Below are 19,500 nucleotides of genomic sequence, written 5' to 3'. Positions count from 1 at the left end.
CGTTGACCGTGGGTGTACCAACGACCCACCATGCCGAGATCGGCAGTTGAAACTCAAATCTCACCGTGCTTCGTCACTGCATCGTTACCGCGGAGAAACTCCCGGTGAGAGCAAGGTCACGCTCGCACGGACAGCCGCGCGGACGGCATACGGGCGGCAGTCGGACGGCAGACGGGGCGCCCAGCAGCGGCCCGGCAGCGGGTCAGAAGCCGAGGCGCTGCAGCTGCTTGGGGTCGCGCTGCCAGTCCTTGGCGACCTTGACGTGCAGGTCGAGGTGGACCCGGTGACCGAGGAGCTTCTCGATGCCCTGGCGTGCCGTCGCGCCGACCTCGCGCAGCCGCGAACCACCACGGCCGATGATGATCGCCTTCTGCGACGAGCGCTCGACGAAGACGTTGACGCGCACGTCGGTGAGCGGCTTGTCCGCGGGCCGGTCCTCGCGGGGCAGGACCTCCTCGACGACGACCGCGATGGAGTGCGGCAGCTCGTCACGCACGCCCTCGAGTGCGGCCTCGCGCACGAGCTCGGCGATCATCACCGTCTCGGGCTCGTCGGTGAGCACGTCGTCGGGGTAGAGCGGTCCCGGGGACGGCGGGAGGTAGGACGCGAGCACCTGCGCGACGGTGTCGACCTGGTCGCCGCGGGTCGCGGAGCAGGGCACGATCTCGGCCCACTCCCCCAGCTGGTCGATGGCGATGAGGTGCTCGGCGAGGCGCTGCCGGTCGACGGTGTCGGACTTCGTGGCGAGCGCGACGACGGGAGTCCGCTTGGCGCGCTGCAACTCGGCCAGCTCATTCGCGATGAACTGGTCCCCCGGCCCGATGCGCTGGTCCGACGGAAGGCAGAACCCGACGACGTCGACGTCGAGCAGCGTCTCGCGGACGAGGTCGTTGAGCCGCTCGCCGAGGAGGGTGCGCGGCTTGTGCAGGCCCGGGGTGTCGACGAGGACGAGCTGGCTCGTGGGGGTCGTGACGATGCCGCGGATCGTGTGCCGGGTCGTCTGCGGCTTGCTCGACGTGATGGCGACCTTCTCGCCGACGAGGGCGTTGGTCAGCGTCGACTTGCCGGCGTTGGGCCGCCCGACGAGGCAGGCGAAACCCGCGACGTATGCCGGTGCCTCGCCGGCCGCGGCGGCGTCGCCGGCCGGCGTGGTCTCGGCGGTGGCGTCGGTGGTTCGGGTGTCGTCACTCACGGCGGCTCCCGGTCTCGACGGGCTCCCTGCCCCGGCTGGGTTCGCGGGAGTCACGGCTCTCGCCGGTGTCGTGCTCGCCGGTCGGGGCCGCCTCGTGGTCGTCGTCCCCGGGCTCGACCCGCTCGACGAGGACGGTCGCGATCCGGTGGCGCCGCCCGGCCATGCGCTCGGCGGTGAGCCGCAGCCCCGCGACCTCGCACGTGGAGCCGAGGATCGGCACGCGGCCGATGGTCTTGCCAATGAGCCCGCCGACGGTGTCGACCTCGTCCTCCTCGATGCTCACGTCGAGGTGGTCGGCGAGGTCGTCGATGTCCATCGTCGCGTCGACACGCCAGCGCCCGTCGCCGAGGTCCTCGATGTCCGGGGTCTCGCGGTCGTACTCGTCGGCGATCTCACCGACGATCTCCTCGATGATGTCCTCGATCGTCACCAGGCCTGCGGTGCCACCCCACTCGTCGATGACGAGGGCGAAGTGGGTCTGGTCGCGCTGCATCTCGCGGAGCAGGGCGTCGACGGGCTTGGACTCGGGGATGAACGGCATCGGCCGCATGATCTCGGTGACCGGCGTGGCCGGGCCACCGGCGTTGACGCGGCGCACGACGTCCTTGAAGTAGAGCAGACCCAGCACGTCGTCGGAGTCCTCACCCGTGACCGGGATGCGGGAGTAGCCGCTGCGGAGGAACAGGTTCATCGCCTGCTTGGCGACGCGGTCGGAGTCGATCGTCACCATGTCGGTGCGCGGGACCATGACCTCGCGGGCGAGGGTGTCGCCGAGCTCGAAGACGGAGTGGATCATCTGGCGCTCGCCCGCCTCGATGAGCGAGGACTCCCCGGCGAGGTCGACGAGGTCACGCAGCTCGGACTCACTCTCGAACGGCCCGTCGCGGTAGCCCTTGCCCGGTGTCACCGCGTTGGCGAGCACGACGAGTAGCTTCGCGAACGGCCCGAGGACACGGCGTAGCCCGATGGCGACCGGGGCGGCGAGCAGCGCGACCCTGGTCGAGTGCTGGTTGCCGAGGGTGCGGGGCGAGACGCCGACGAGGGCGAACGAGAGCACCGCGAGGATGCCGATCGAGACGAGCAGCGGTGTCCAGGTGCCGTCGAGGGTCCGGTGCACGGCGATGGTCACGAGGACAGCGGTCGTCATCTCGGCGATGACGCGGACGAACGAGACCACGGAGAGGTATGCCGCGCTGTCGCCGACGACGGTCACGAGGCTGCGGGAGCCAGCGCGCCCCTCCTCAAGCAGCTCCTGCGCGCGCACGCGTGACGTGCGCTGCAGCGAGGCCTCTGCGGCCGAGAGGGCGAAGGCGAGAACGAGGCCGAGAAGGCTGATGATGACGAGCTGGGTCATGCCGCCGGCTCCCGGTGTGCGCTGGGGTCGTCCCCGCTGGGACTACAGGGGTCAGGCACCGGCCCGGCCCCTCGTCGCGAGGAAGGTGAGCAGGAGCTGGCGCTGCAGCTCGAACATCTCCTTCTCCTCCTCGGGCTCGGCGTGGTCGTAGCCGAGGAGGTGGAGGATGCCGTGCGTGGTGAGGAGGAGCAGCTCCTCCTCGGTCGCGTGTCCGGCCTGGGCCGCCTGCTTCTCGGCGACGCTCGGGCACAGGACGATGTCGCCGAGGACACCCTCCTCGGGCTCCTCACCGTCCCGGCCGGGCCGCAGCTCGTCCATCGGGAAGGACATGACGTCGGTGGGGCCGGGGAGGTCCATCCACTGCACGTGCAGGGTCTCCATGGCGGCCTCGTCGACGAGCCGCAGGACGAGGTCGGCCTGCGGGTGGACCTTCATCTCGCCGAGGACGTAGCGCGAGAGCGCCACCAGCTCGAGCTCGTCGAGCTGGAACTCGGTCTCGTTGAGGACGTCGATGCTCACGCGTCGTCCCGGTCGTTGGGGCCGGCGCCGGGCGGCAGGTCACCGGCGTCGTGGATCGCCTTGCGCGGCCGGCGAGCCGGCCGGTCCGACGAGGGGCGGCGGTGCTGGGACTCGTCCCAGCGGCCATACGCGTCGACGATCTCGCCGACGAGTCGGTGCCGCACGACGTCCTGTGCGGTGAGCTCGGAGAAGTGGATGTCCTCGACCCCGCGCAGGATGTCGCGCACGACCCGCAGGCCGCTGCGGGTGCCGCCGGGCAGGTCGACCTGGGTGACATCGCCGGTGACGACGAGCTTGGACCCGAACCCGAGGCGGGTGAGGAACATCTTCATCTGCTCGGGCGTGGTGTTCTGCGCCTCGTCGAGGATGACGAACGAGCTGTTCAGGGTCCGGCCGCGCATGAAGGCCAGCGGAGCGACCTCGATCGTCCCGGCCGCCATGAGGCGTGGGATCGAGTCGGGGTCGACCATGTCGTGCAGCGCGTCGTAGAGCGGCCGGAGGTAGGGGTCGATCTTGTCGTTGAGGCTGCCCGGGAGGAACCCGAGCCGCTCCCCCGCCTCGACCGCGGGACGGGTGAGGATGATCCGGTTGACCTGCTTGGCCTGGAGGGCGGCGACCGCCTTGGCCATGGCGAGGTAGGTCTTGCCGGTGCCGGCCGGGCCGATGCCGAAGATGATCGTGTTGTCGTCGATCGCGTCGACGTAGCGCTTCTGCCCCAACGTCTTCGGGCGGATGGTGCGACCGCGCGAGGAGACGATGTTCATCGTCAGGACGTCGGCCGGGCGCTCGGCGGTCTGCGAGCGCAGCATCGAGATGGAGCGCTCGACGGCGTCGCGGTTGAGGGCCTGCCCACCGTCGATGACGGCGAGCAGCTCGTCGATGACCCGCTCGACGAGGGCCACCTCGGCGCTGGGACCGGAGATGTGGAACTCGTTGCCGCGGACGTGGATCGTCGTCAGCGGGAACTGTCGCTCGATGGTGCGCAGCAGCTCGTCGCGCGGTCCGAGGAGGGACACCATCGCGACGTCGGCCGGGATGGTGACCGTGTGGACGGGAGTGTGCGTCGACGGTTCCGTCGACGCGGAGGGATGCGGTGCGTCTGTCATGTCGCCCACGAGTCTACGGTTCCGCTCACCCGGGAGGCCATTGCATTGCGCGACCACCGAGGACGTGGACGTGCGCGTGGAAGACGGTCTGGTGCGCGTCGGCGCCGGTGTTGAAGACGGAGCGGTAGCCCCCGTCGGCGATGCCCTCCTGCGCGGCGACCTCGCGAACGGCGTCGAAGAGGGCGACGGTGTCGTCCGGGCGTTCCTGCGTGAGCGAGCCGACGTTGGGCGTGTGGTGTCGCGGGATGACGAGAACGTGCACCGGCGCCTGCGGGTCGAGGTCGCGGAAGGCGACAGTCGCGTCGTCCTCGCGCACGATGTCGGCCGGGATGTCGCCGGCGACGATCTTGCAGAAGAGGCAGTCCGGGTCGGTCGTCACTTCGCTCATGCTCCGACAGTAAACCGATCACCGGTCCTGTGCGTCTTGACGGCCTGACAACGGCGCCCGTGGGAGCGCGCCCGAACGCCACCGAACGTGCGCGTCCCGAAGAGTGCCTTTGCTCCAGCCGGCTGAAGCAATGGCGTTGTTTGCTCCCGCTGGCTGAAGCACATGGCGTTGTTTGCTCCAGCCCGTTGGAGCAAAGGCACCTCTCGCGGAGTGACCGGTTCGGGGCTCGCTCAGGGCCTCAAGACGGACTCGGGGGTCAGCGCCAACGCGCGGCTGCGCTGAGGACGGCCAGGGCTGCCGGGCCGGCACTCGAGGAGCGGAGGACGGTGTTCCCCAGGCGCACCACCCGTGCTCCGGCGCCGGCCAACACGTCGAGCTCCTCGGGTGCGATCCCACCTTCGGGACCGACGACGACGAGCACATCGCCGTCAGCGGGCAGCGGCTGCGCCGGGAGCGGCTCGGTCCCGTCCTCGTGCAGCACGTATGCCGTCCCGCCCGCGGCGATGCGCCCGGCCAGCTCCGCGGTGGTCACCACAGGAGAGAGGACGGGGCGGCGGGCGCGACGAGACTGTTTCGTCGCGGCGAGCAGGACGGAATCCCACTTGCGCCATGCCTTCTGCCCCCGGTCGCCGCGCCACTGCACGATGCTGCGCGCGGCCTGCCACGGCACGACCTCGTCGACACCGAGCTCGGTTGCGGCCTCGATGGCCTGGTCGTCCCGGTCACCCTTCGCGAGCGCCTGGACGAGGACGAAACGTGGCGACGGCTCGGCCTCGTCGCCGACCTCCTCGACCCGCACGCCCAACCGGTCCCGCTCCACGGCGACGACCTCTCCGGTGACCACGCGGCCCATACCGTCGGCGAGACGCACCCCCTCCCCCGGCTGGGTGCGCTTCACGGTCGCCGCGTGCCGGCCCTCGGGGCCGTCGAGCTCGACCACGTCGCCGACGGCGACACCGTCGAGAGTGCCCGCGGCGACGAGGTAGAGCGCAAGGCTCATCGCGCCGTCACCGACGCCGCACTCGTCACCGCCGCGCCCGTCATCAGCGCGTCTTGAACGCGTCGCGCAGCTTGCCGAAGACCGACCCTTGAGCAGGGTTGGCGACCCGACCGGTGGGCTTCTCCTCGCCGCGGAGGGTGGCGAGCCGCCGCAGCAGCTCCTCCTGCTCACCGGAGAGCTTCGTCGGGGTCTGCACCATCGCGTGGACGATGATGTCGCCGCGGCCCGACCCACGCAGGTGCGTCACCCCGAGGCCGCGCAACGTCATCTGCTCACCCGACTGCATCCCCGCACGCACGTCGAGCTCACGCTCGCCGTCGAAGGTGTCGAACGGCACCGTCGCCCCGAGCGCAGCGGCCGTCATCGGGAGCTCGAGCGTCGCGTGCAGGTCGTCACCCTGGCGCTGGAAGCGAGGGTCGCGGCGCACCGCGACCTCGACGTAGAGGTCACCAGCCGGACCTGCACCCGGTCCGACCTCGCCCTCCCCCGCGAGCTGGATGCGCGTGCCGGTGTCGACGCCCGCGGGGACCCGGATCGTCATCGTGCGGCGCGTCCGGACCCGACCATCGCCGGAGCAGTCGTAGCAGGGCGCCTCGATGACCTGACCGGTCGCCTGGCAGTTCACGCACGGCCGCGAGGTCATGACCTGGCCGAGGAACGAGCGCTGCACCGACTGCACCTGCCCCTGCCCGTTGCACACCTCGCAGGTGCGGGTGCCGGTGCCGGGCTGCATGCCGTCGCCGTGGCAGGTCGGGCAGCCCACGGCGGTGTCGATCGTCAGCTCCTTCTCGGCCCCGAAGACCGCGTCGCGCAGGTCGATGTCGAGACGGACAAGTGCGTCCTGCCCACGCGACTGCCGCGAGCGCGGGCCGCGGGTCTGCGCGCCGGCAGCACCGGCACCGAAGAACGCGTCCATGATGTCGCTGAACGAGAAGCCCTGGCCGAAGCCCGCTGCGGCACCGGCATACGGGTCGGCACCCATGTCGTAGCTGCGCCGCTTCTCCGGGTCGGAGAGCACGTCGTAGGCCTGCGAGACGCGCTTGAACTCCTCCTCGGCCTCGGGGCCCGGGTTGACGTCCGGGTGCAGCTTGCGGGCGGAGCGCCGGTAGGCCTTCTTGATGTCCTCGGCGGTCGCGTCACGGGCCACGCCGAGGTCGGCGTAGTAGTCGTTCACTTCGGGGGGCGTCCTTCGTGGTCGTCAGTGGTGTGGCGGACAGGTCCGGGCAGGGGCGGGGCCGGCGTCACTCGGCGAGGATCCGGCTGACGTAGGTCGCGACGGCGCGCACCGCGGCCATCGTCGTCGGGTAGTCCATGCGCGTCGGGCCCACGACGCCGAGCGCGGCGACGTGGTCGGACCCCGCGCCGTAGCCGGTGGTGACGAGCGACGTCGACTGCAGCCCGGCATACGGGTTCTCGGCCCCGATGCGGACGGCAACGCTGTCACCCTGCTCACTCACCGTGCCCAACAGCTTGAGCAGCACGACGTGTTCCTCGAGGGCCTCGAGGACAGGGCCGATCGACGTCGGGAAGTCCTCACCGGCGCGCACGAGGTTCGACGTGCCGGCGACGACGACGCGCTCCTCGCGCTGCTCGACGAGCACCTCGGTCAGCTCGGCCGCAATGGCCGCCAGCAACCCGCGCGCGGCGGGGTCGACCTGGGTCGGCAGCTCCCCCAGCCCGCCCGCCGCGTCGGCGAGCGTGCGGCCCACCGTCGCGCCGTTGACGTCGGAGCGCAGCGAGGCGAGCATCCGCTCGGCCGCGGGCTCGCCGAGGTCGATGCCCGTCTCGAGGACGCGCTGCTCCACGCGGCCGGTCGTCGTGATGAGGACGACGAGCAGGCGCGTCCCGCCGAGCGGCACGAGCTCGATGTGCCGGACGGACGAGCGCGTCAGCGAGGGGTACTGGACGACGGCGACCTGCCGGGTCAGCGACGCGAGGAGCCGCACCGTGCGGTCGACGACGTCGTCGAGGTCCATCGCGCCGTCGAGCAGGGTGCTGATGGCGCGCTTCTCGGCGCCGCTCAGCGGCTTGACGGTGCTGAGCCGGTCGACGAAGAGCCGGTAGCCCGCGTCGGTCGGGATGCGCCCGGCGCTCGTGTGCGGCGCCGCGATGAGGCCCTCCTCCTCGAGGACGGCCATGTCGTTGCGGACGGTCGCGGCCGAGACCCCGAGCTGGTGCCGCTCGAGCAGCGCCTTGGACCCCACCGGCTCGGACGTCTCGACGTAGTCCTGGACGATGGCGCGCAGCACGGCGAGCCGGCGGTCCTCACTCATGCCCCACACCTCCCTCGTCGTGGCTGCTCCTGTGCGCGGGTGACACCGCGGCGCGTGGTGACCACGCGTCGCATACACGTTGGCACTCGGGCGTGGTGAGTGCCAATTCTACGCCGTCGCTCGCGTACCCTCGCGCAGGTGACCGACCGCTATGGATCCGATGTGCTCGCCGGCGACTGGAAGGCCCCGCGTGGCGGCCGGTCCACCCCGCTCGCCGCCGAGATCGGCGTCGTCGTGGAGGACGTCGAGACCGGCTGGGTCGGCGCCGTCGTCCGCGTCGAGAAGGCCGGGGGCGTCCACGTCGTCCACCTCGAGGACCGTCGGGGGCGCACCAAGGCCTTCCCCCTCGGTCCCGGCTTCCACGTCGACGGCCGCCCCGTCACGCTGACCAAGCCGGCCGCCGCGGCGAACGCCAGGCTGTCGGACGCCCGCGCCGCCGCGAGCCGCACCGCGAGCGGGTCGCGCGCCGTCCACGACGCCAGGGCCAAGGTCGCGAGCGCCTCTCGGATCTTCGTCGAGGGCCGCCATGACGCCGAGCTCGTCGAGAAGGTCTGGGGCCACGACCTGCGCGTCGAGGGCGTCGTCGTCGAGATGCTCGACGGCGTCGACGACCTCGAGGGCGCGATCCGCGACTTCGCGCCCGGCCCAGGCCGCCGGATGGGGGTTCTCGTCGACCACCTCGTGCCCGGAACCAAGGAGTCACGCGTCGTCGAGGCCGCGTCGCGGCTGCAGCCGTTCGCGCCGCACGTCCTCATCGTCGGGCACCCCTATGTCGACGTGTGGCAGTCGGTCCGCCCCGAGCGCCTCGGCATGCAGCAGTGGCCGGTCATCCCGCGCGGCACGTCGTGGAAGCACGGCATCTGTGCCCACCTCGGGTGGCCGCACGACGACCAGGCCGACATCGCCCGCGCGTGGAAGCAGATCCTCGGCTCGGTGCGCACCTACGCCGACCTCGAGCCGACCCTTCTCGGTCGCGTCGAGGAGCTCATCGACTTCGTCACCGCACCCGAGGGCGCCTGACCGCCGCCAGCACGCGCAGGTATGCCGGGTGCGCGCCTCGCGCGCGGGTCCCCCGCGCTGCGTGGTCCGGCACACCAGCCGTGTGGGGTCGTCCCTGAGCGCACCCTGATCCCACCCCGAAACGGGAAGCTGCACCCGGCGACGTGCGCTTTCATGGATGACAGCCCGAAACGTCCCCCGGAGGAGGACCCCATGACCGAGCACCCCCAGCACCAGCAACCTCAACCGCAGCCGCCGTTCGACACGACCGGCGCCCCGCCGGCATACGGACACCCGCAGCAGCAGCCTGCGCCTTACCAGCCCGGTTCCGCCGCCCTGGCGCCGCAGGAGCAGCGCACGCTCGGCATGCTGAGCCACCTCATCCCACTCCTGGCGATGGTCTTCAGCGCCGGACTGGCGGGCTTCGTTGGGGTCGCTCATCATCTACCTGATGTTCAAGGACCGCGGTGACTTCGTGCGCAAGAACGCAGCGAACTCGCTCAACGTCCAGATCATCACCGGCATCATCCTCGTCATCTCGGTGCCGCTGATGTTCGTCCTCGTCGGCTTCGCGACCTACGCGATCGCGCTCGTCTGGGCGTTCGTCGTCCACGTCATCGGCGCGATGAAGGCCAACAAGGGCGAGCTGTGGAACCCGCCGATGACGCCGCAGTTCGTCAAGTGACGAGCTGACCTCTCAGACGCCGCCGCCGAGGAGCAGGCCGCCGTCGACCACGACGAGCTGGCCGGTCATCCAGGCGGCGTCGTCGGAGAGCAGGAACGCGACGACGCTCGCGATGTCCTCGGGCACGCCGAGCCGCTTCAACGGATAGGCCTGGGCCACCTCGTCCTCGCGACCCTCGTAGAGCGCCGTGGCGAACTTCGTCTTGACGACGGCGGGCGCCACGGCGTTGACGCGTACCGACGGGCCGAGCTCGACCGCCAGCTCCTCGGTGAGGTGGGTGAGCATCGCCTTGCTCGCGCCGTAGAACCCGATGCCGGGCGCGGTGCGCACCCCCGCTGTCGACGAGACGTTGACGATCGAGCCGCCGCGCTCCTCAAGGCCTCCGGCGACGGCCTTCTGCACCCACGACAGGGCGGCGATGCAGTTGACCTCGACGATCTTGCGGGCGGCGTCGAGGTCGATGTCGACGAGCCGGCCGTATGCCGGGTTGATCCCGGTGTTGTTGACGAGCAGCTCGACGGGGCCGAACCGTTCGGCCACCGCGGCGAGCACCTCGTCCTGGTGGGCTGGGTCGTCGGCACGGCCGGCGACGGACATGGCGACCTCGGAGCCGCCCAGGGACGCGACGGCCTCGTCGAGCGCCTCGGGCTTGCGGGCCGTGATGCAGACTCGGGCGCCTTCTGCGACAAGGCGTTCGGCGATGCCCAGGCCGATGCCGCGGCTTGCTCCGGTGACGACTGCGACCTTGCCCTCGAGACGCTTCATGCCTCCCAACCTAGGCGGTGGCCGGCCGGCATCAGGCACCAGCGTGGTCTCGCGCACACGACGGCGGGACCTGGCGGCGTCAGGAGCCGACGCCGAGGAGTCGCCGGACGACGGTGTCGGCGAGGAGGCGGCCACGCAGGGTGAGCACGGCCCTCCGGTCGCGCACCGCTGCCGGGCCGTCGAGCAGTCCGTCCGCGACGAGGCCGGCGACCGCGCGCCGGCCGACCTCGTCGAGCTCGTCGACGGCCAGGCCCTCGCGCACCCGCACCCCGAGGAGCACCTGCTCGTCGCGGACCTGGTCGGCGGTGAGCGTCTCGCGTCCGGCAGCCGGGGACGCACCCTCGGCGAGGCGCGCGGCATACGCCCTCGGATGCTTGACGTTCCACCAGCGGACGCCGCCGACGTGGCTGTGCGCACCCGGCCCGACACCCCACCAGTCGGCGCCGGTCCAGTAGCCGTCGTTGTGCCGGCAGCGACCGGCTGGGGTGCGGGTCCAGTTGCTCACCTCGTACCACTCGAACCCGGCGCCGCGCAGCACGTCGTCGGCGAGCTCGTACTTCGTCGCCTCGTCATCGTCGTCGGGCCGGGCCACCTCGCCGCGACGGACCTGGGCGGCCAGCCTGGTGCCCTCCTCGACGACGAGCGCATAGGCCGAGATGTGGCGTGGCTCAAGGGAAACCGCGGCGTCGAGGCTGCGCCGCCAGTCCTCGACCGACTCCCCCGGCGTGCCGTAGATGAGGTCGACGCTCGTGACGAGACCGACGTCCTTCGCGGCCGTGACGGCGCGCTCGACCCCCGCGGGGTCGTGCGTCCGGTCGAGCGTCGCGAGGACGTGCGGCACCGCCGACTGCATGCCGAGCGAGATGCGCGTGAAGCCGCCTTCGGCGAGGACGCGCAGCGACTCGGGAGTGACCGAGTCCGGGTTCGCCTCGGTCGTCACCTCGGCATGGTCCGCGAGGCCGAACCGGTCCCGTATGCCGTCCACGAGCCGCACGAGGTCGGCCGCCGGGAGCATCGTCGGCGTGCCGCCGCCGACGAAGACCGTGTCCACCCGCGGGGCCCGGTCGCCGAGGACCGAGTGCGCCAGGTCGAGCTCGGCGAGCGCCGTGTCGGCGAAGCTCGCGGTGCTCGCGCCCGGCCCCAGCTCGGTCAGCGTGTACGTGTTGAAGTCGCAGTAGCCGCAGCGCACCCGGCAGAACGGGACGTGCAGGTAGATGCCGAGCGGCCGCTCGCCCAGCCCCGCCAGCGCCGACTCCGGGAGCTCTCCGGTGGCGGGAGCGGGGTCACCGTCGGGCAGCTGGGGCACGGGCTCCATCCTCCCACCGCCTGTCGAGCGCCCGAGCCGTGGGTGAACACGGCGTGTCCAGCAAGACACGCCGTGGCAACCGAGAAAAGTCGAGAAAGTTTCGCCGAACCTCTTGCGCCCTGCCCGAGAAGCCGACTAGACATACCTCTACGCACTCACTTCGGTGAGAGCCTCGAAGAAAAGGACTTCGGTTCTTCTCTTCGTCGAGGGCCTCGGAAACTCATACTTTCCGAGGCCCTCACCTTTGTGTCACCCGGTTGTCTCACCCAGTGCTCAGGCGGCGCCCACGCCACCTCCTACGATGGCGGCGTGAGCCACACCCCGGGTCGCGAACCGACCGAGCCCCCCGCCGACCCGACGCCGCTGGACCGCTGGGTCGAGCTCGACGGGGTCGTCAACATGCGCGATGCCGGCGGGCTCCCCACCCGGGACGGTCGCATGATCCAGCCGGGACGACTGTTGCGCTCGGACAACCTCCAGGACCTCAGCGAGTCCGACGTCCGGCGGCTCGTCGACGAGCTCGGCGTGAGCGACATCGTCGACCTGCGCAGCGACACCGAGGTGAGCACCGAGGGCCCGGGCCCGCTCTGGGAGGTCGAGTCGCTGAAGCACCACCACCACAGCCTCTTCGGTGACGGCCGCAAGGTCACCGCCGAGCAGGCCCTCGCGATGCCGGAGCACTCGACCCGACCGGTGCGTGACGCGCAGTTCTGGTCCGACCACTACCTCGGCTATCTCTCGACCCGACCCGACTCGGTGAGCGCCGCCCTCGACGTCGTGTCGCGCTCCACCGGCGCGACGGTCATCCACTGCGCCGCGGGCAAGGACCGCACCGGCACCGTCACCGCCCTCGCCCTCGACGTCGCCGGCGTCCCGCGCGAGGCGATCATCGAGGACTACGCCCTCACCGGCGAACGGCTCGAGCGAATCATCGCCCGCCTCATGCCGCGCGACCTCTACGGCAAGGCCCTCAGCCAGCAGAGCGTCGAGGACCAGCTCCCCCGGCCTGAGACGATGGCGACGATCCTCGACACCCTCGAGAGCGAGTTCGGCGGCGGCGAGGGCTGGCTGCGCGCCCAGGGCTGGACCGACGAGGACATCGCCCGGCTGCGCGACCGGCTCACGACGTGAGCGGCGCTGCCGGTATGCCGTCCGGTGCCGACGGGGGTGACCCTCACCTTCGTGGGCTGCCCACCGTGCGCCCGGCGCCGAACCCGGACACCCGCCCGCGGGTCGACCGGCGCGCCATGCGCGTGCTCCTCGTCGACGAGGACGACCGGATCCTGCTCTTCGAGGACCGCGACCCCCTCCTGGACCCGCCGGCCGTCTTCTGGATCACGCCGGGCGGTGGCGTCGATCCCGGCGAGAGCGACCGGCTCGCCGCGGTGCGCGAGGTCGCCGAGGAGACCGGGCTGGCCATCAGCGCCGACGACCTCGTCGGTCCGCTGGCCCGGCGGCGGGTCGTCCACGGATACAGCGACGTCATCACCACCCAGGACGAGGTGTTCTGGTTCGTCCGCTGCGCGGCGTTCGAGGTGTCGACGGCCGGGCACACCGTGGACGAGCTCGCGACGATGACGGCCCACCGCTGGTGGACCCGCGCCGAGGTCGCCGCCGCCACCGAGGACATCTGGCCGCGCGACCTGCTGACCATCTGGAGCACCCTGCGCGACGACGACGTGGCACCGGCCGAGCCGCTCGAGCTCGACGAGGTGGACGAGTCGACCGTCTCCCCCGGCTGAAGCCCTCGCCCTGCTGGCCTTGCGTCTGCGTGCATGGCCAGGAACCGGACCATCGACGCAGACGCACGCAGGCGGGGAGGCGCGCGGACGGCATACGGCCCACGCGCGCAGCGCGCCGGGTCAGCCCTCGTCGACGGGCTCGAGCACGAAGACGGGGATGAGGCGGTCGGTGTTCTGCTGGTACTCCGCGTACGGCGGGAACGCCTCGACGCAGCGCGGCCACCACTGCTCCCGCTCGGCGCCCTCGAGCTCGCGCGCCCTCGCGGTCCACGAACGGGTGCCGTCCTGGAGCTCGATGACGGGGTTCTTGAGCAGGTTCGCGTACCACTTCGGGTTGTCCGGCGCGCCGCCCTTGGACGCCACCGCGGCATACACACCATCGTGCTCGACCCGCATGAGCGGCACCTTGCGCACCGAGCCGGTGACGCCGTTCATCGTGAGGAGGACGACGGGACGGCCCTGGATGTCGACCGAGTCCGTCGTGCCGGTCTCCTCGATCTTCTCGACCTGCTTGCGCACCCAGTCGCTGGGGCTGGGGACGTAGGTTCCGGTGATTGCCATGGCACCGATGACACCACGGCCGGGGCTTCCGGCGCGACGGCGGGGCCAGAGGGCGGACTACTTCCTGTCGCTCACGTAGAGCGTGATCGTGCCCTCGACGACCGTCGTGCCGTCCTCGCGGATCGCGCGCACCCGCACCGGCACGTCGCCGCCGCGCTCCCAGTCGGCGGGGTCGCTGTCGGCGGTGCAGAGCAGGTCGGTCGTCGACTTCGCGGTGTAGGCGACGTCCATGCCCTTGGGGATCCAGCGCTTGCCACGCGGCACGGTCGCCTCGGCGAGCAGGCCCATGACAGCCTCGAGACCGTTGCACGCGGCGATGGCGTGGACGGTGCCGATGTGGTTCTCGACGGCGCGGCGCTTGCGGATCGTCAGCTCGGCGTGGTTGGGCCGCATGTCCCGCACCTGCGGGCGGACCGTCCAGAAGTACGGCGCCTTCTGGGCGTAGAGGAACGAGAAGAGCTTCTTGCCCAGGGGCAGCGCGGCGGTGCGGCGGTAGAGCGCGAGGACATCCGTCATGGTGGCGATGTTACTTGCCGGTATGCCGTCCGCTCACCGCGCGTGGCCGCGCTCACCCCATCGCCCCGACGTCCTGGCGGGAGCGGTATGCCGCGCGCGGCTACTTCTTCTTCGGCTCGGCGGCGTCGGAGGACAGCGCGGCGATGAACGCCTCCGGCGGGACCTCGACGGTGCCGATGTTCTTCATTCGCTTCTTGCCGGCCTTCTGCTTCTCGAGCAGCTTGCGCTTGCGGCTGATGTCGCCGCCGTAGCACTTGGCGAGGACGTCCTTGCGGATGGCGCGGATGTTCTCGCGGGCGATGACCCGGGCGCCGATGGCGGCCTGGATCGGCACCTCGAACTGCTGCCTCGGGATGAGCTCCTTGAGCTTGCCGGCCATCATGTTGCCGTAGGCGTAGGCCTTGTCCTTGTGGACGATCGAGCTGAAGGCGTCGACGTTCTCGCCCTGGAGGAGGATGTCGACCTTGACGAGGTCGGCGGCCTGGTCGCCGGCCTCCTGGTAGTCGAGGGAGGCGTAGCCGCGGGTGCGCGACTTCAGCTGGTCGAAGAAGTCGAAGACGATCTCGGCGAGCGGCAGCGTGTAGCGCATCTCGACACGGTCCTCGGAGAGGTAGTCCATGCCCTGGAGCGAGCCACGCTTGCTCTGGCAGAGCTCCATGATCGCGCCGATGAACTCGCTCGGCGCGAGGATCGTCGCCTTGACGACCGGCTCACGGACCTCGGCGACCTTGCCGTAGGGGAACTCACTCGGGTTCGTCACCTCGACGTGGGTGCCGTCGTCCATCGTCACCTCGTAGACGACGTTGGGCTGGGTCGAGATGAGGTCGAGGTCGAACTCGCGCTCAAGCCGCTCGCGGACGATCTCGAGGTGGAGCAGGCCGAGGAAGCCGCAGCGGAAGCCGAACCCGAGCGCGGCCGACGTCTCCGGCTCGTAGACGAGCGCCGCGTCGTTGAGCTTGAGCTTGTCGAGGGCGTCGCGCAGGTCCGGGTAGTCCGAGCCGTCGATCGGGTAGAGCCCCGAGAAAACCATCGGCTTGGGGTCGCGGTAGCCGCCGAGCGCGTCGGTCGCCGGCTTGTTCGCCGTCGTGACGGTGTCACCGACACGCGACTGACGCACGTCCTTCACGCCGGTGATGAGGTAGCCCACCTCGCCGACCCCGAGTCCCTTGCCGGGAACCGGCTCGGGCGAGATGACACCGATCTCGAGGAGCTCGTGGTGCGCCTTGGTCGACATCATCGAGATCCGCTCGCGCGGGTTGAGGTTGCCGTCGACGACACGCACATAGGTGACGACGCCGCGATAGGTGTCATAGACCGAGTCGAAGATCATCGCGCGCGCCGGGGCGTCCGGGTCACCGACGGGCGCCGGGATCTGGCGGACGATCTCGTCGAGCAGCGGCTCGACACCGACACCGGTCTTGCCGGAGACGCGCAGGCAGTCCTCCGGCTCGACGCCGATGAGGCCGGCCAGCTCCTCGGCGTACTTCTCCGGCTGCGCCGCCGGCAGGTCGATCTTGTTGAGGACCGGGATGATCGTGAGGTCGTTCTCCATCGCGAGGTAGAGGTTCGCGAGGGTCTGGGCCTCGATGCCCTGAGCCGCGTCGACGAGGAGGATCGCGCCCTCACAGGCGGCGAGCGAGCGCGACACCTCATAGGTGAAGTCGACGTGGCCGGGGGTGTCGATCATGTTGAGCGCGAAGACACCCTGCTCCCCGGCAGCATCCTGCGCCTCCCACGGCATGCGCACCGCCTGGCTCTTGATCGTGATGCCGCGCTCACGCTCGATGTCCATGCGGTCGAGGTACTGCGCCCGCATCGCCCGCTCGTCGACGACTCCGGTGATCTGGAGCATCCGGTCGGCGAGGGTGGACTTGCCGTGGTCGATGTGGGCGATGATGCAGAAGTTGCGGATCGCCTCCGGCGGCGTGGCGTGCGGCTGCAGCACGGTGCGGGCGCGGGGGGACACTGGTGGAGTTCCTCGGGGGTGGTTCGTCGGCGCAGGGCGGGCCTGCCGGTCAGGCGTCGGACAAGTCTCCCATGCCGCAGGCGGGCGCCCGACCACCCCGGCGTGGACACGGCATACGGACAGGTTGCTCGCGTAGCGTCGGCGAACGTGACGACGAGCTACCCCGGCGACTACCTCGGACCGCTGAACCCGGCATACGCGCCGGACCCCGACGGCGACCCGGACACCGGCGAGGTCGTGTGGGCGTGGGTGCCCTACGAGGAGGACCACGCCCGTGGCAAGGACCGGCCGGTGCTCATCGTCGGGTTCGACGGGGTGTGGGTGCTCGGGATGCACCTCACGAGCAAGGACCACGACCGCGACGTCGAGCAGGAGCGGCGCGAGGGGCGGCTCTGGGTCGACGTCGGACCCGGCGGCTGGGACAGCAAGGGGCGGCCGTCGGAGGTGCGGGTCAACCGGATCGTGCGCATCGACCGGGCGAAGATCCGCCGCGAGGGTGCCGTGCTGGACCGGGCGCGATGGGACGAGGTCATGGCCGTCTGGGCGACGGTGAGCCAAGAACGGGCAAAGACTTCGTCAAGAACGTCTGCTCCGGTTGCGGACGATTAGTAGCCACCCCTTGGCTGGTCAGGCGAGCACTCGACGGGAGTGCCCGGCCCCGTCCTGACTCGCCAAGGAGTGCACGATGACCCGCCACCTGTTCACCCGCCCCGCCCACAGACGAAATGCCTTGAGACGCCTCGCGGCCGGCGTCACCGCGGCGGCCGCACTCGCCGTGGGGTCGGTCGCGGTCCGCGACGCCGTCCCGACGGCCGCTGCCGCCACCCAGACCCCCGGCATGGACGTCGCCTCGCACCAGGGCAACGTCGACTGGAACTACTGGTGGGGTCAGGGCATGAAGTTCGCCTACGTCAAGGCGACCGAGGGCACGACCTACAAGAACCCGTACTTCACCCAGCAGTACAACGGCTCCTACAACGTCGGCATGATCCGCGGCGCCTACCACTTTGCGCTGCCGTCGAACTCGAGCGGGACGGCGCAAGCCGACTGGTTCGTCAACAACGGCGGGGGCTGGTCGCGCGACGGCAAGACCCTGCCCGGCGCGCTCGACATCGAGTACAACCCTTATGGCGCAACGTGTTACGGCCTGTCCCAGTCGGCGATGCGGTCGTGGATCGCCGCGTTCCTCTCGCGCTACAAGGCCCGCACCGGCCGCGACGCGGTGATCTACACGAACCTCGACTGGTGGACCCAGTGCACCGGCAACACCACCCAGTTCAACGCGACGAACCCGCTCTGGGTGGCCCGCTACAACACGACGGTGGGCACGCTGCCGGGCGGCTGGCCGTACTACACGTTCTGGCAGTACACGAGCAGCCCGCTCGACAAGAACTGGTTCAACGGCGACCTGTCCCGACTCAAGGCACTGGCCCTCGGCTGAGACGAGGCCGCGCGCCGAGCTGCTGCACGGCATACGCGCCGAGGTGCCGGCGCAGGGCAGACGCGCAAGGGCCCGTCACCGATCACGGTGACGGGCCCTCGCGGGTGTGCGGGTCGATCAGAGACCGGCGACCTTCTTGGCCATGGCCGACTTCTTGTTCGCCGCGTTGTTCTTGTGCAGGACGCCCTTGCTGACGGCCTTGTCGAGCTTGGTGGAGGCGACCTTGAGGGCCTCCTTGGCAGCGTCGACGTTGCCGGCGTCCGCGGCCTCGCGGACCTTGCGGACCGCGCTGCGGACCTCGGACTTGACGGCCTTGTTGCGCTCGGTCGCGACCTTGTTGGTCTTGATGCGCTTGAGCTGGGACTTGATGTTTGCCACGAAGAGAAACTTTCTGGTGCGGTCGGTTGGTTGCCGTAGAGGGCGGCAGACGCGGCTCGGGACGGCGGCGTGGGGCACCGCTTGCGTGAGCCGCTCTGGGTGGAGCGTCGTGCGCGCACGACCTGGGCGCGCACGCGAGGGGCAAATCTACCAGCGGCGGTCCTGACCGGGCAAAACGATGCGGTATGCCGTGTGGTGGCCGTCGCTCGCCTGCGGCGGTCAGCCGGCGGCGGCCTTCTCGTGGGTGATGGTGAGGACGGCACGCTCGACGGCGTAGACCGGGTCACGGCCACCACCCTTGACCTCGTAGTCGGCGGCGGCGACGGCCTGGAGCGATCTCGCGAGGGACTCGGCAGTCCAGCCCTGGAGCGAGCGGCGGGCCTTGTCGACCTGCCACGGCGCCATGCCGAGGTCACGGGCGAGATCGGCGGAGCGGCCGCGGCCGGCCGAGCCGACCTTGATGAGCTGGCGGAGCTGCTGGGCGAGGACGGCGACGATCGGCACGGGGTCCACGCCGACGGCGATGGCATGACGGAGCAGACGCAGCGCCTCCCCCGCGTCGCCCGCGACGGCGGCGTCGGCGACCTTGAAGCCGGTGGCCTCGACCTTGCCGCCGTGGTAGGTCAGGACAATTTGCTCGTCGATGGTGCCGGTCGTGTCGGAGATGAGCTGTTGGGCGGCGGCGGCGAGCTCGCGCACGTCCTTGCCGACGGCGTCGACAAGGGCTTGCACGGCGGGGCCGGTGGCCTTGCGCTTGGCCCGGCGGAACTCGTGCATGGCGAAGTCGGCCTTGTCCCGGTCGGTCTTGATGGCCGGGGCGTCGATGACGCGGGCGCGCGACTTCTTCAGGGTGTCGAGGACCTTCTTGCCGCGGTTGCCACCCTTGTGGGTGACGACGAGCGTGACCTCCTCCGGCGGGGTGTCGAGGTAAGCCAGCAAGTCCTGCTGCAGCTCGTCGGTTGCCTCGTCGAGGTCGTGCACGACGACGCACTTGTCGCCGCCGAAGAGCGACGGGCTGGCGTGCACCGCAAGCTCGCCCGGCTGGTAGGCACTCGCGTGCAGGCGGATGACCTCGACATCGGGAGTGCGCTCGCGCACGGCCGCGAGGACCTCGGCAAGGCCGCGCTCGGCGAGGACCTGCTCGGGCCCGGCGATGAGGACGAGCGGTGGCACGCGGCGCTGCACGAGGGCGGGGTCACTCACGCGGGTCACTCTGCCACGCGGGTCCGACGACGAGCGCCCGGCTGGGGTGCTGCGGTGGTGGGGTTCAGCATTTCTGCGCCGATGGCTCGACCGGCGCCGAGGCTGG

22 protein-coding genes are annotated in these 19,500 nt (G+C 70.8%); 7 read left to right on the top strand and 15 right to left on the bottom strand.

Annotated elements, in window-relative coordinates; translation table 11 throughout:
- Positions 1-202 precede the first annotated feature (202 nt).
- The 8 genes from era to hrcA all read right to left on the bottom strand — a co-directional run bounded on the left by era (position 203) and on the right by hrcA (position 7,832).
- Entirely contained in the window at positions 203-1,192 is a 990-nt protein-coding gene (gene era / locus BCF74_RS00515) for a GTPase Era (RefSeq protein WP_106296008.1), read from the bottom strand.
- Entirely contained in the window at positions 1,185-2,546 is a 1,362-nt protein-coding gene (locus BCF74_RS00510) for a hemolysin family protein (protein ID WP_106296007.1), read from the bottom strand. Before BCF74_RS00510 ends, era begins: the two co-directional genes overlap by 8 nt.
- A 51-nt stretch (positions 2,547-2,597) precedes the next feature.
- On the bottom strand, positions 2,598-3,065 hold the full coding sequence (gene ybeY / locus BCF74_RS00505; protein ID WP_106296006.1) for an rRNA maturation RNase YbeY: 468 nt from the start codon (positions 3,063-3,065) through the stop codon (positions 2,598-2,600).
- A complete protein-coding gene (locus tag BCF74_RS00500) occupies positions 3,062-4,171 on the bottom strand; it encodes a PhoH family protein (protein WP_106296005.1) in 1,110 nt (369 codons plus the stop codon). Before BCF74_RS00500 ends, ybeY begins: the two co-directional genes overlap by 4 nt.
- A 25-nt stretch (positions 4,172-4,196) precedes the next feature.
- A complete protein-coding gene (locus BCF74_RS00495) occupies positions 4,197-4,559 on the bottom strand; it encodes a histidine triad nucleotide-binding protein (RefSeq protein ID WP_106296004.1) in 363 nt (120 codons plus the stop codon).
- A 256-nt stretch (positions 4,560-4,815) separates the two neighbouring features.
- Entirely contained in the window at positions 4,816-5,559 is a 744-nt protein-coding gene (locus BCF74_RS00490) for a 16S rRNA (uracil(1498)-N(3))-methyltransferase (protein WP_106296003.1), read from the bottom strand.
- A 43-nt stretch (positions 5,560-5,602) separates the two neighbouring features.
- On the bottom strand, positions 5,603-6,733 hold the full coding sequence (dnaJ, locus tag BCF74_RS00485; RefSeq protein ID WP_106296002.1) for a molecular chaperone DnaJ: 1,131 nt from the start codon (positions 6,731-6,733) through the stop codon (positions 5,603-5,605).
- Between the two features lie 67 nt (positions 6,734-6,800).
- Positions 6,801-7,832, bottom strand: a complete 1,032-nt coding sequence (hrcA, locus tag BCF74_RS00480; RefSeq protein WP_106296001.1) for a heat-inducible transcriptional repressor HrcA — start codon at positions 7,830-7,832, stop codon at positions 6,801-6,803.
- A 138-nt stretch (positions 7,833-7,970) separates the two neighbouring features.
- Between hrcA and BCF74_RS00475 the strand changes: the two genes are divergently transcribed.
- From BCF74_RS00475 to BCF74_RS17500, 3 genes are all read left to right on the top strand, one after another.
- The gene (locus tag BCF74_RS00475; protein ID WP_106296000.1) at positions 7,971-8,852 is read left to right on the top strand and encodes a DUF3097 domain-containing protein; all 882 of its coding nucleotides are present in this window, start codon (positions 7,971-7,973) and stop codon (positions 8,850-8,852) included.
- 192 nt (positions 8,853-9,044) lie between these two features.
- Positions 9,045-9,302: a hypothetical protein gene (locus BCF74_RS17505; RefSeq protein ID WP_218279167.1), complete on the top strand. Its 258-nt coding sequence runs from the start codon at positions 9,045-9,047 to the stop codon at positions 9,300-9,302.
- Positions 9,283-9,516 (top strand): DUF4870 domain-containing protein, encoded by a 234-nt coding sequence (locus BCF74_RS17500; RefSeq protein WP_218279166.1) that lies wholly within the window; start codon positions 9,283-9,285, stop codon positions 9,514-9,516. The genes BCF74_RS17505 and BCF74_RS17500 overlap by 20 nt, the downstream gene beginning before the upstream one ends.
- A gap of 12 nt (positions 9,517-9,528) precedes the next feature.
- Here the strand turns inward: BCF74_RS17500 and BCF74_RS00465 are convergent, their stop codons facing one another.
- Together BCF74_RS00465 and hemW are read right to left on the bottom strand one after the other, a co-directional pair.
- Positions 9,529-10,281: an SDR family oxidoreductase gene (locus BCF74_RS00465; RefSeq protein ID WP_106295999.1), complete on the bottom strand. Its 753-nt coding sequence runs from the start codon at positions 10,279-10,281 to the stop codon at positions 9,529-9,531.
- Between the two features lie 79 nt (positions 10,282-10,360).
- A complete protein-coding gene (hemW, locus tag BCF74_RS00460; RefSeq protein WP_106295998.1) occupies positions 10,361-11,596 on the bottom strand; it encodes a radical SAM family heme chaperone HemW in 1,236 nt (411 codons plus the stop codon).
- Between the two features lie 300 nt (positions 11,597-11,896).
- On the opposite strand from hemW, the gene BCF74_RS00455 reads away from it, so the two are divergent.
- Together BCF74_RS00455 and BCF74_RS00450 are read left to right on the top strand one after the other, a co-directional pair.
- The gene (locus BCF74_RS00455) at positions 11,897-12,718 is read left to right on the top strand and encodes a tyrosine-protein phosphatase (protein ID WP_245889133.1); all 822 of its coding nucleotides are present in this window, start codon (positions 11,897-11,899) and stop codon (positions 12,716-12,718) included.
- The gene (locus BCF74_RS00450; RefSeq protein WP_245889132.1) at positions 12,715-13,329 is read left to right on the top strand and encodes an NUDIX hydrolase; all 615 of its coding nucleotides are present in this window, start codon (positions 12,715-12,717) and stop codon (positions 13,327-13,329) included. Before BCF74_RS00455 ends, BCF74_RS00450 begins: the two co-directional genes overlap by 4 nt.
- Positions 13,330-13,449: 120 nt before the next feature.
- Here BCF74_RS00450 and BCF74_RS00445 read toward each other — a convergent pair whose 3' ends face one another.
- The 3 genes from BCF74_RS00445 to lepA all read right to left on the bottom strand — a co-directional run bounded on the left by BCF74_RS00445 (position 13,450) and on the right by lepA (position 16,372).
- Positions 13,450-13,890 carry a nitroreductase family deazaflavin-dependent oxidoreductase gene (locus BCF74_RS00445; protein WP_106295997.1) on the bottom strand — a complete coding sequence of 147 codons (441 nt, stop codon included), beginning with the start codon at positions 13,888-13,890 and terminating at the stop codon, positions 13,450-13,452.
- A gap of 57 nt (positions 13,891-13,947) precedes the next feature.
- A complete protein-coding gene (locus tag BCF74_RS00440) occupies positions 13,948-14,406 on the bottom strand; it encodes a hotdog fold domain-containing protein (RefSeq protein WP_106295996.1) in 459 nt (152 codons plus the stop codon).
- A gap of 100 nt (positions 14,407-14,506) precedes the next feature.
- Positions 14,507-16,372, bottom strand: coding sequence for a translation elongation factor 4 (gene lepA / locus BCF74_RS00435; protein ID WP_106295995.1), 1,866 nt, complete (start codon positions 16,370-16,372; stop codon positions 14,507-14,509).
- Positions 16,373-16,519: 147 nt separating this feature from the next.
- Between lepA and BCF74_RS00430 the strand changes: the two genes are divergently transcribed.
- Positions 16,520-16,981, top strand: coding sequence for a type II toxin-antitoxin system PemK/MazF family toxin (locus BCF74_RS00430; protein ID WP_342747521.1), 462 nt, complete (start codon positions 16,520-16,522; stop codon positions 16,979-16,981).
- A 121-nt stretch (positions 16,982-17,102) separates the two neighbouring features.
- Positions 17,103-17,813, top strand: a complete 711-nt coding sequence (locus BCF74_RS00425; protein ID WP_245889131.1) for a lysozyme — start codon at positions 17,103-17,105, stop codon at positions 17,811-17,813.
- 117 nt (positions 17,814-17,930) lie between these two features.
- Here the strand turns inward: BCF74_RS00425 and rpsT are convergent, their stop codons facing one another.
- The gene (gene rpsT, locus BCF74_RS00420) at positions 17,931-18,191 is read right to left on the bottom strand and encodes a 30S ribosomal protein S20 (protein ID WP_106295993.1); all 261 of its coding nucleotides are present in this window, start codon (positions 18,189-18,191) and stop codon (positions 17,931-17,933) included.
- A gap of 219 nt (positions 18,192-18,410) precedes the next feature.
- On the bottom strand, positions 18,411-19,403 hold the full coding sequence (gene holA, locus BCF74_RS00415; protein ID WP_106295992.1) for a DNA polymerase III subunit delta: 993 nt from the start codon (positions 19,401-19,403) through the stop codon (positions 18,411-18,413).
- Positions 19,404-19,500: the final 97 nt, after the last annotated feature.

The organism is Knoellia remsis, assembly GCF_003002895.1.
Classification (GTDB): Bacteria; Actinomycetota; Actinomycetes; order Actinomycetales; family Dermatophilaceae; genus Knoellia; species Knoellia remsis.
Note: the sequence above shows the minus strand (reverse complement) of the source record. Positions and strands in the feature narration are given on the sequence as shown.

What these genes read in the sequence shown, in the direction of transcription:
- BCF74_RS00510 (WP_106296007.1), bottom strand. Translation starts at nt 2,546, where the DNA reads ATGACCCAGCTCGTCATCATCAGCCTTCTCGGCCTCGTTCTCGCCTTC.
- BCF74_RS00500 (WP_106296005.1), bottom strand. Translation starts at nt 4,171, where the DNA reads ATGACAGACGCACCGCATCCCTCCGCGTCGACGGAACCGTCGACGCAC.
- BCF74_RS00495 (WP_106296004.1), bottom strand. Translation starts at nt 4,559, where the DNA reads ATGAGCGAAGTGACGACCGACCCGGACTGCCTCTTCTGCAAGATCGTC.
- BCF74_RS00490 (WP_106296003.1), bottom strand. Translation starts at nt 5,559, where the DNA reads ATGAGCCTTGCGCTCTACCTCGTCGCCGCGGGCACTCTCGACGGTGTC.
- hrcA (WP_106296001.1), bottom strand. Translation starts at nt 7,832, where the DNA reads ATGAGTGAGGACCGCCGGCTCGCCGTGCTGCGCGCCATCGTCCAGGAC.
- BCF74_RS17505 (WP_218279167.1), top strand. Translation starts at nt 9,045, where the DNA reads ATGACCGAGCACCCCCAGCACCAGCAACCTCAACCGCAGCCGCCGTTC.
- BCF74_RS17500 (WP_218279166.1), top strand. Translation starts at nt 9,283, where the DNA reads ATGTTCAAGGACCGCGGTGACTTCGTGCGCAAGAACGCAGCGAACTCG.
- BCF74_RS00465 (WP_106295999.1), bottom strand. Translation starts at nt 10,281, where the DNA reads ATGAAGCGTCTCGAGGGCAAGGTCGCAGTCGTCACCGGAGCAAGCCGC.
- hemW (WP_106295998.1), bottom strand. Translation starts at nt 11,596, where the DNA reads ATGGAGCCCGTGCCCCAGCTGCCCGACGGTGACCCCGCTCCCGCCACC.
- BCF74_RS00445 (WP_106295997.1), bottom strand. Translation starts at nt 13,890, where the DNA reads ATGGCAATCACCGGAACCTACGTCCCCAGCCCCAGCGACTGGGTGCGC.
- BCF74_RS00440 (WP_106295996.1), bottom strand. Translation starts at nt 14,406, where the DNA reads ATGACGGATGTCCTCGCGCTCTACCGCCGCACCGCCGCGCTGCCCCTG.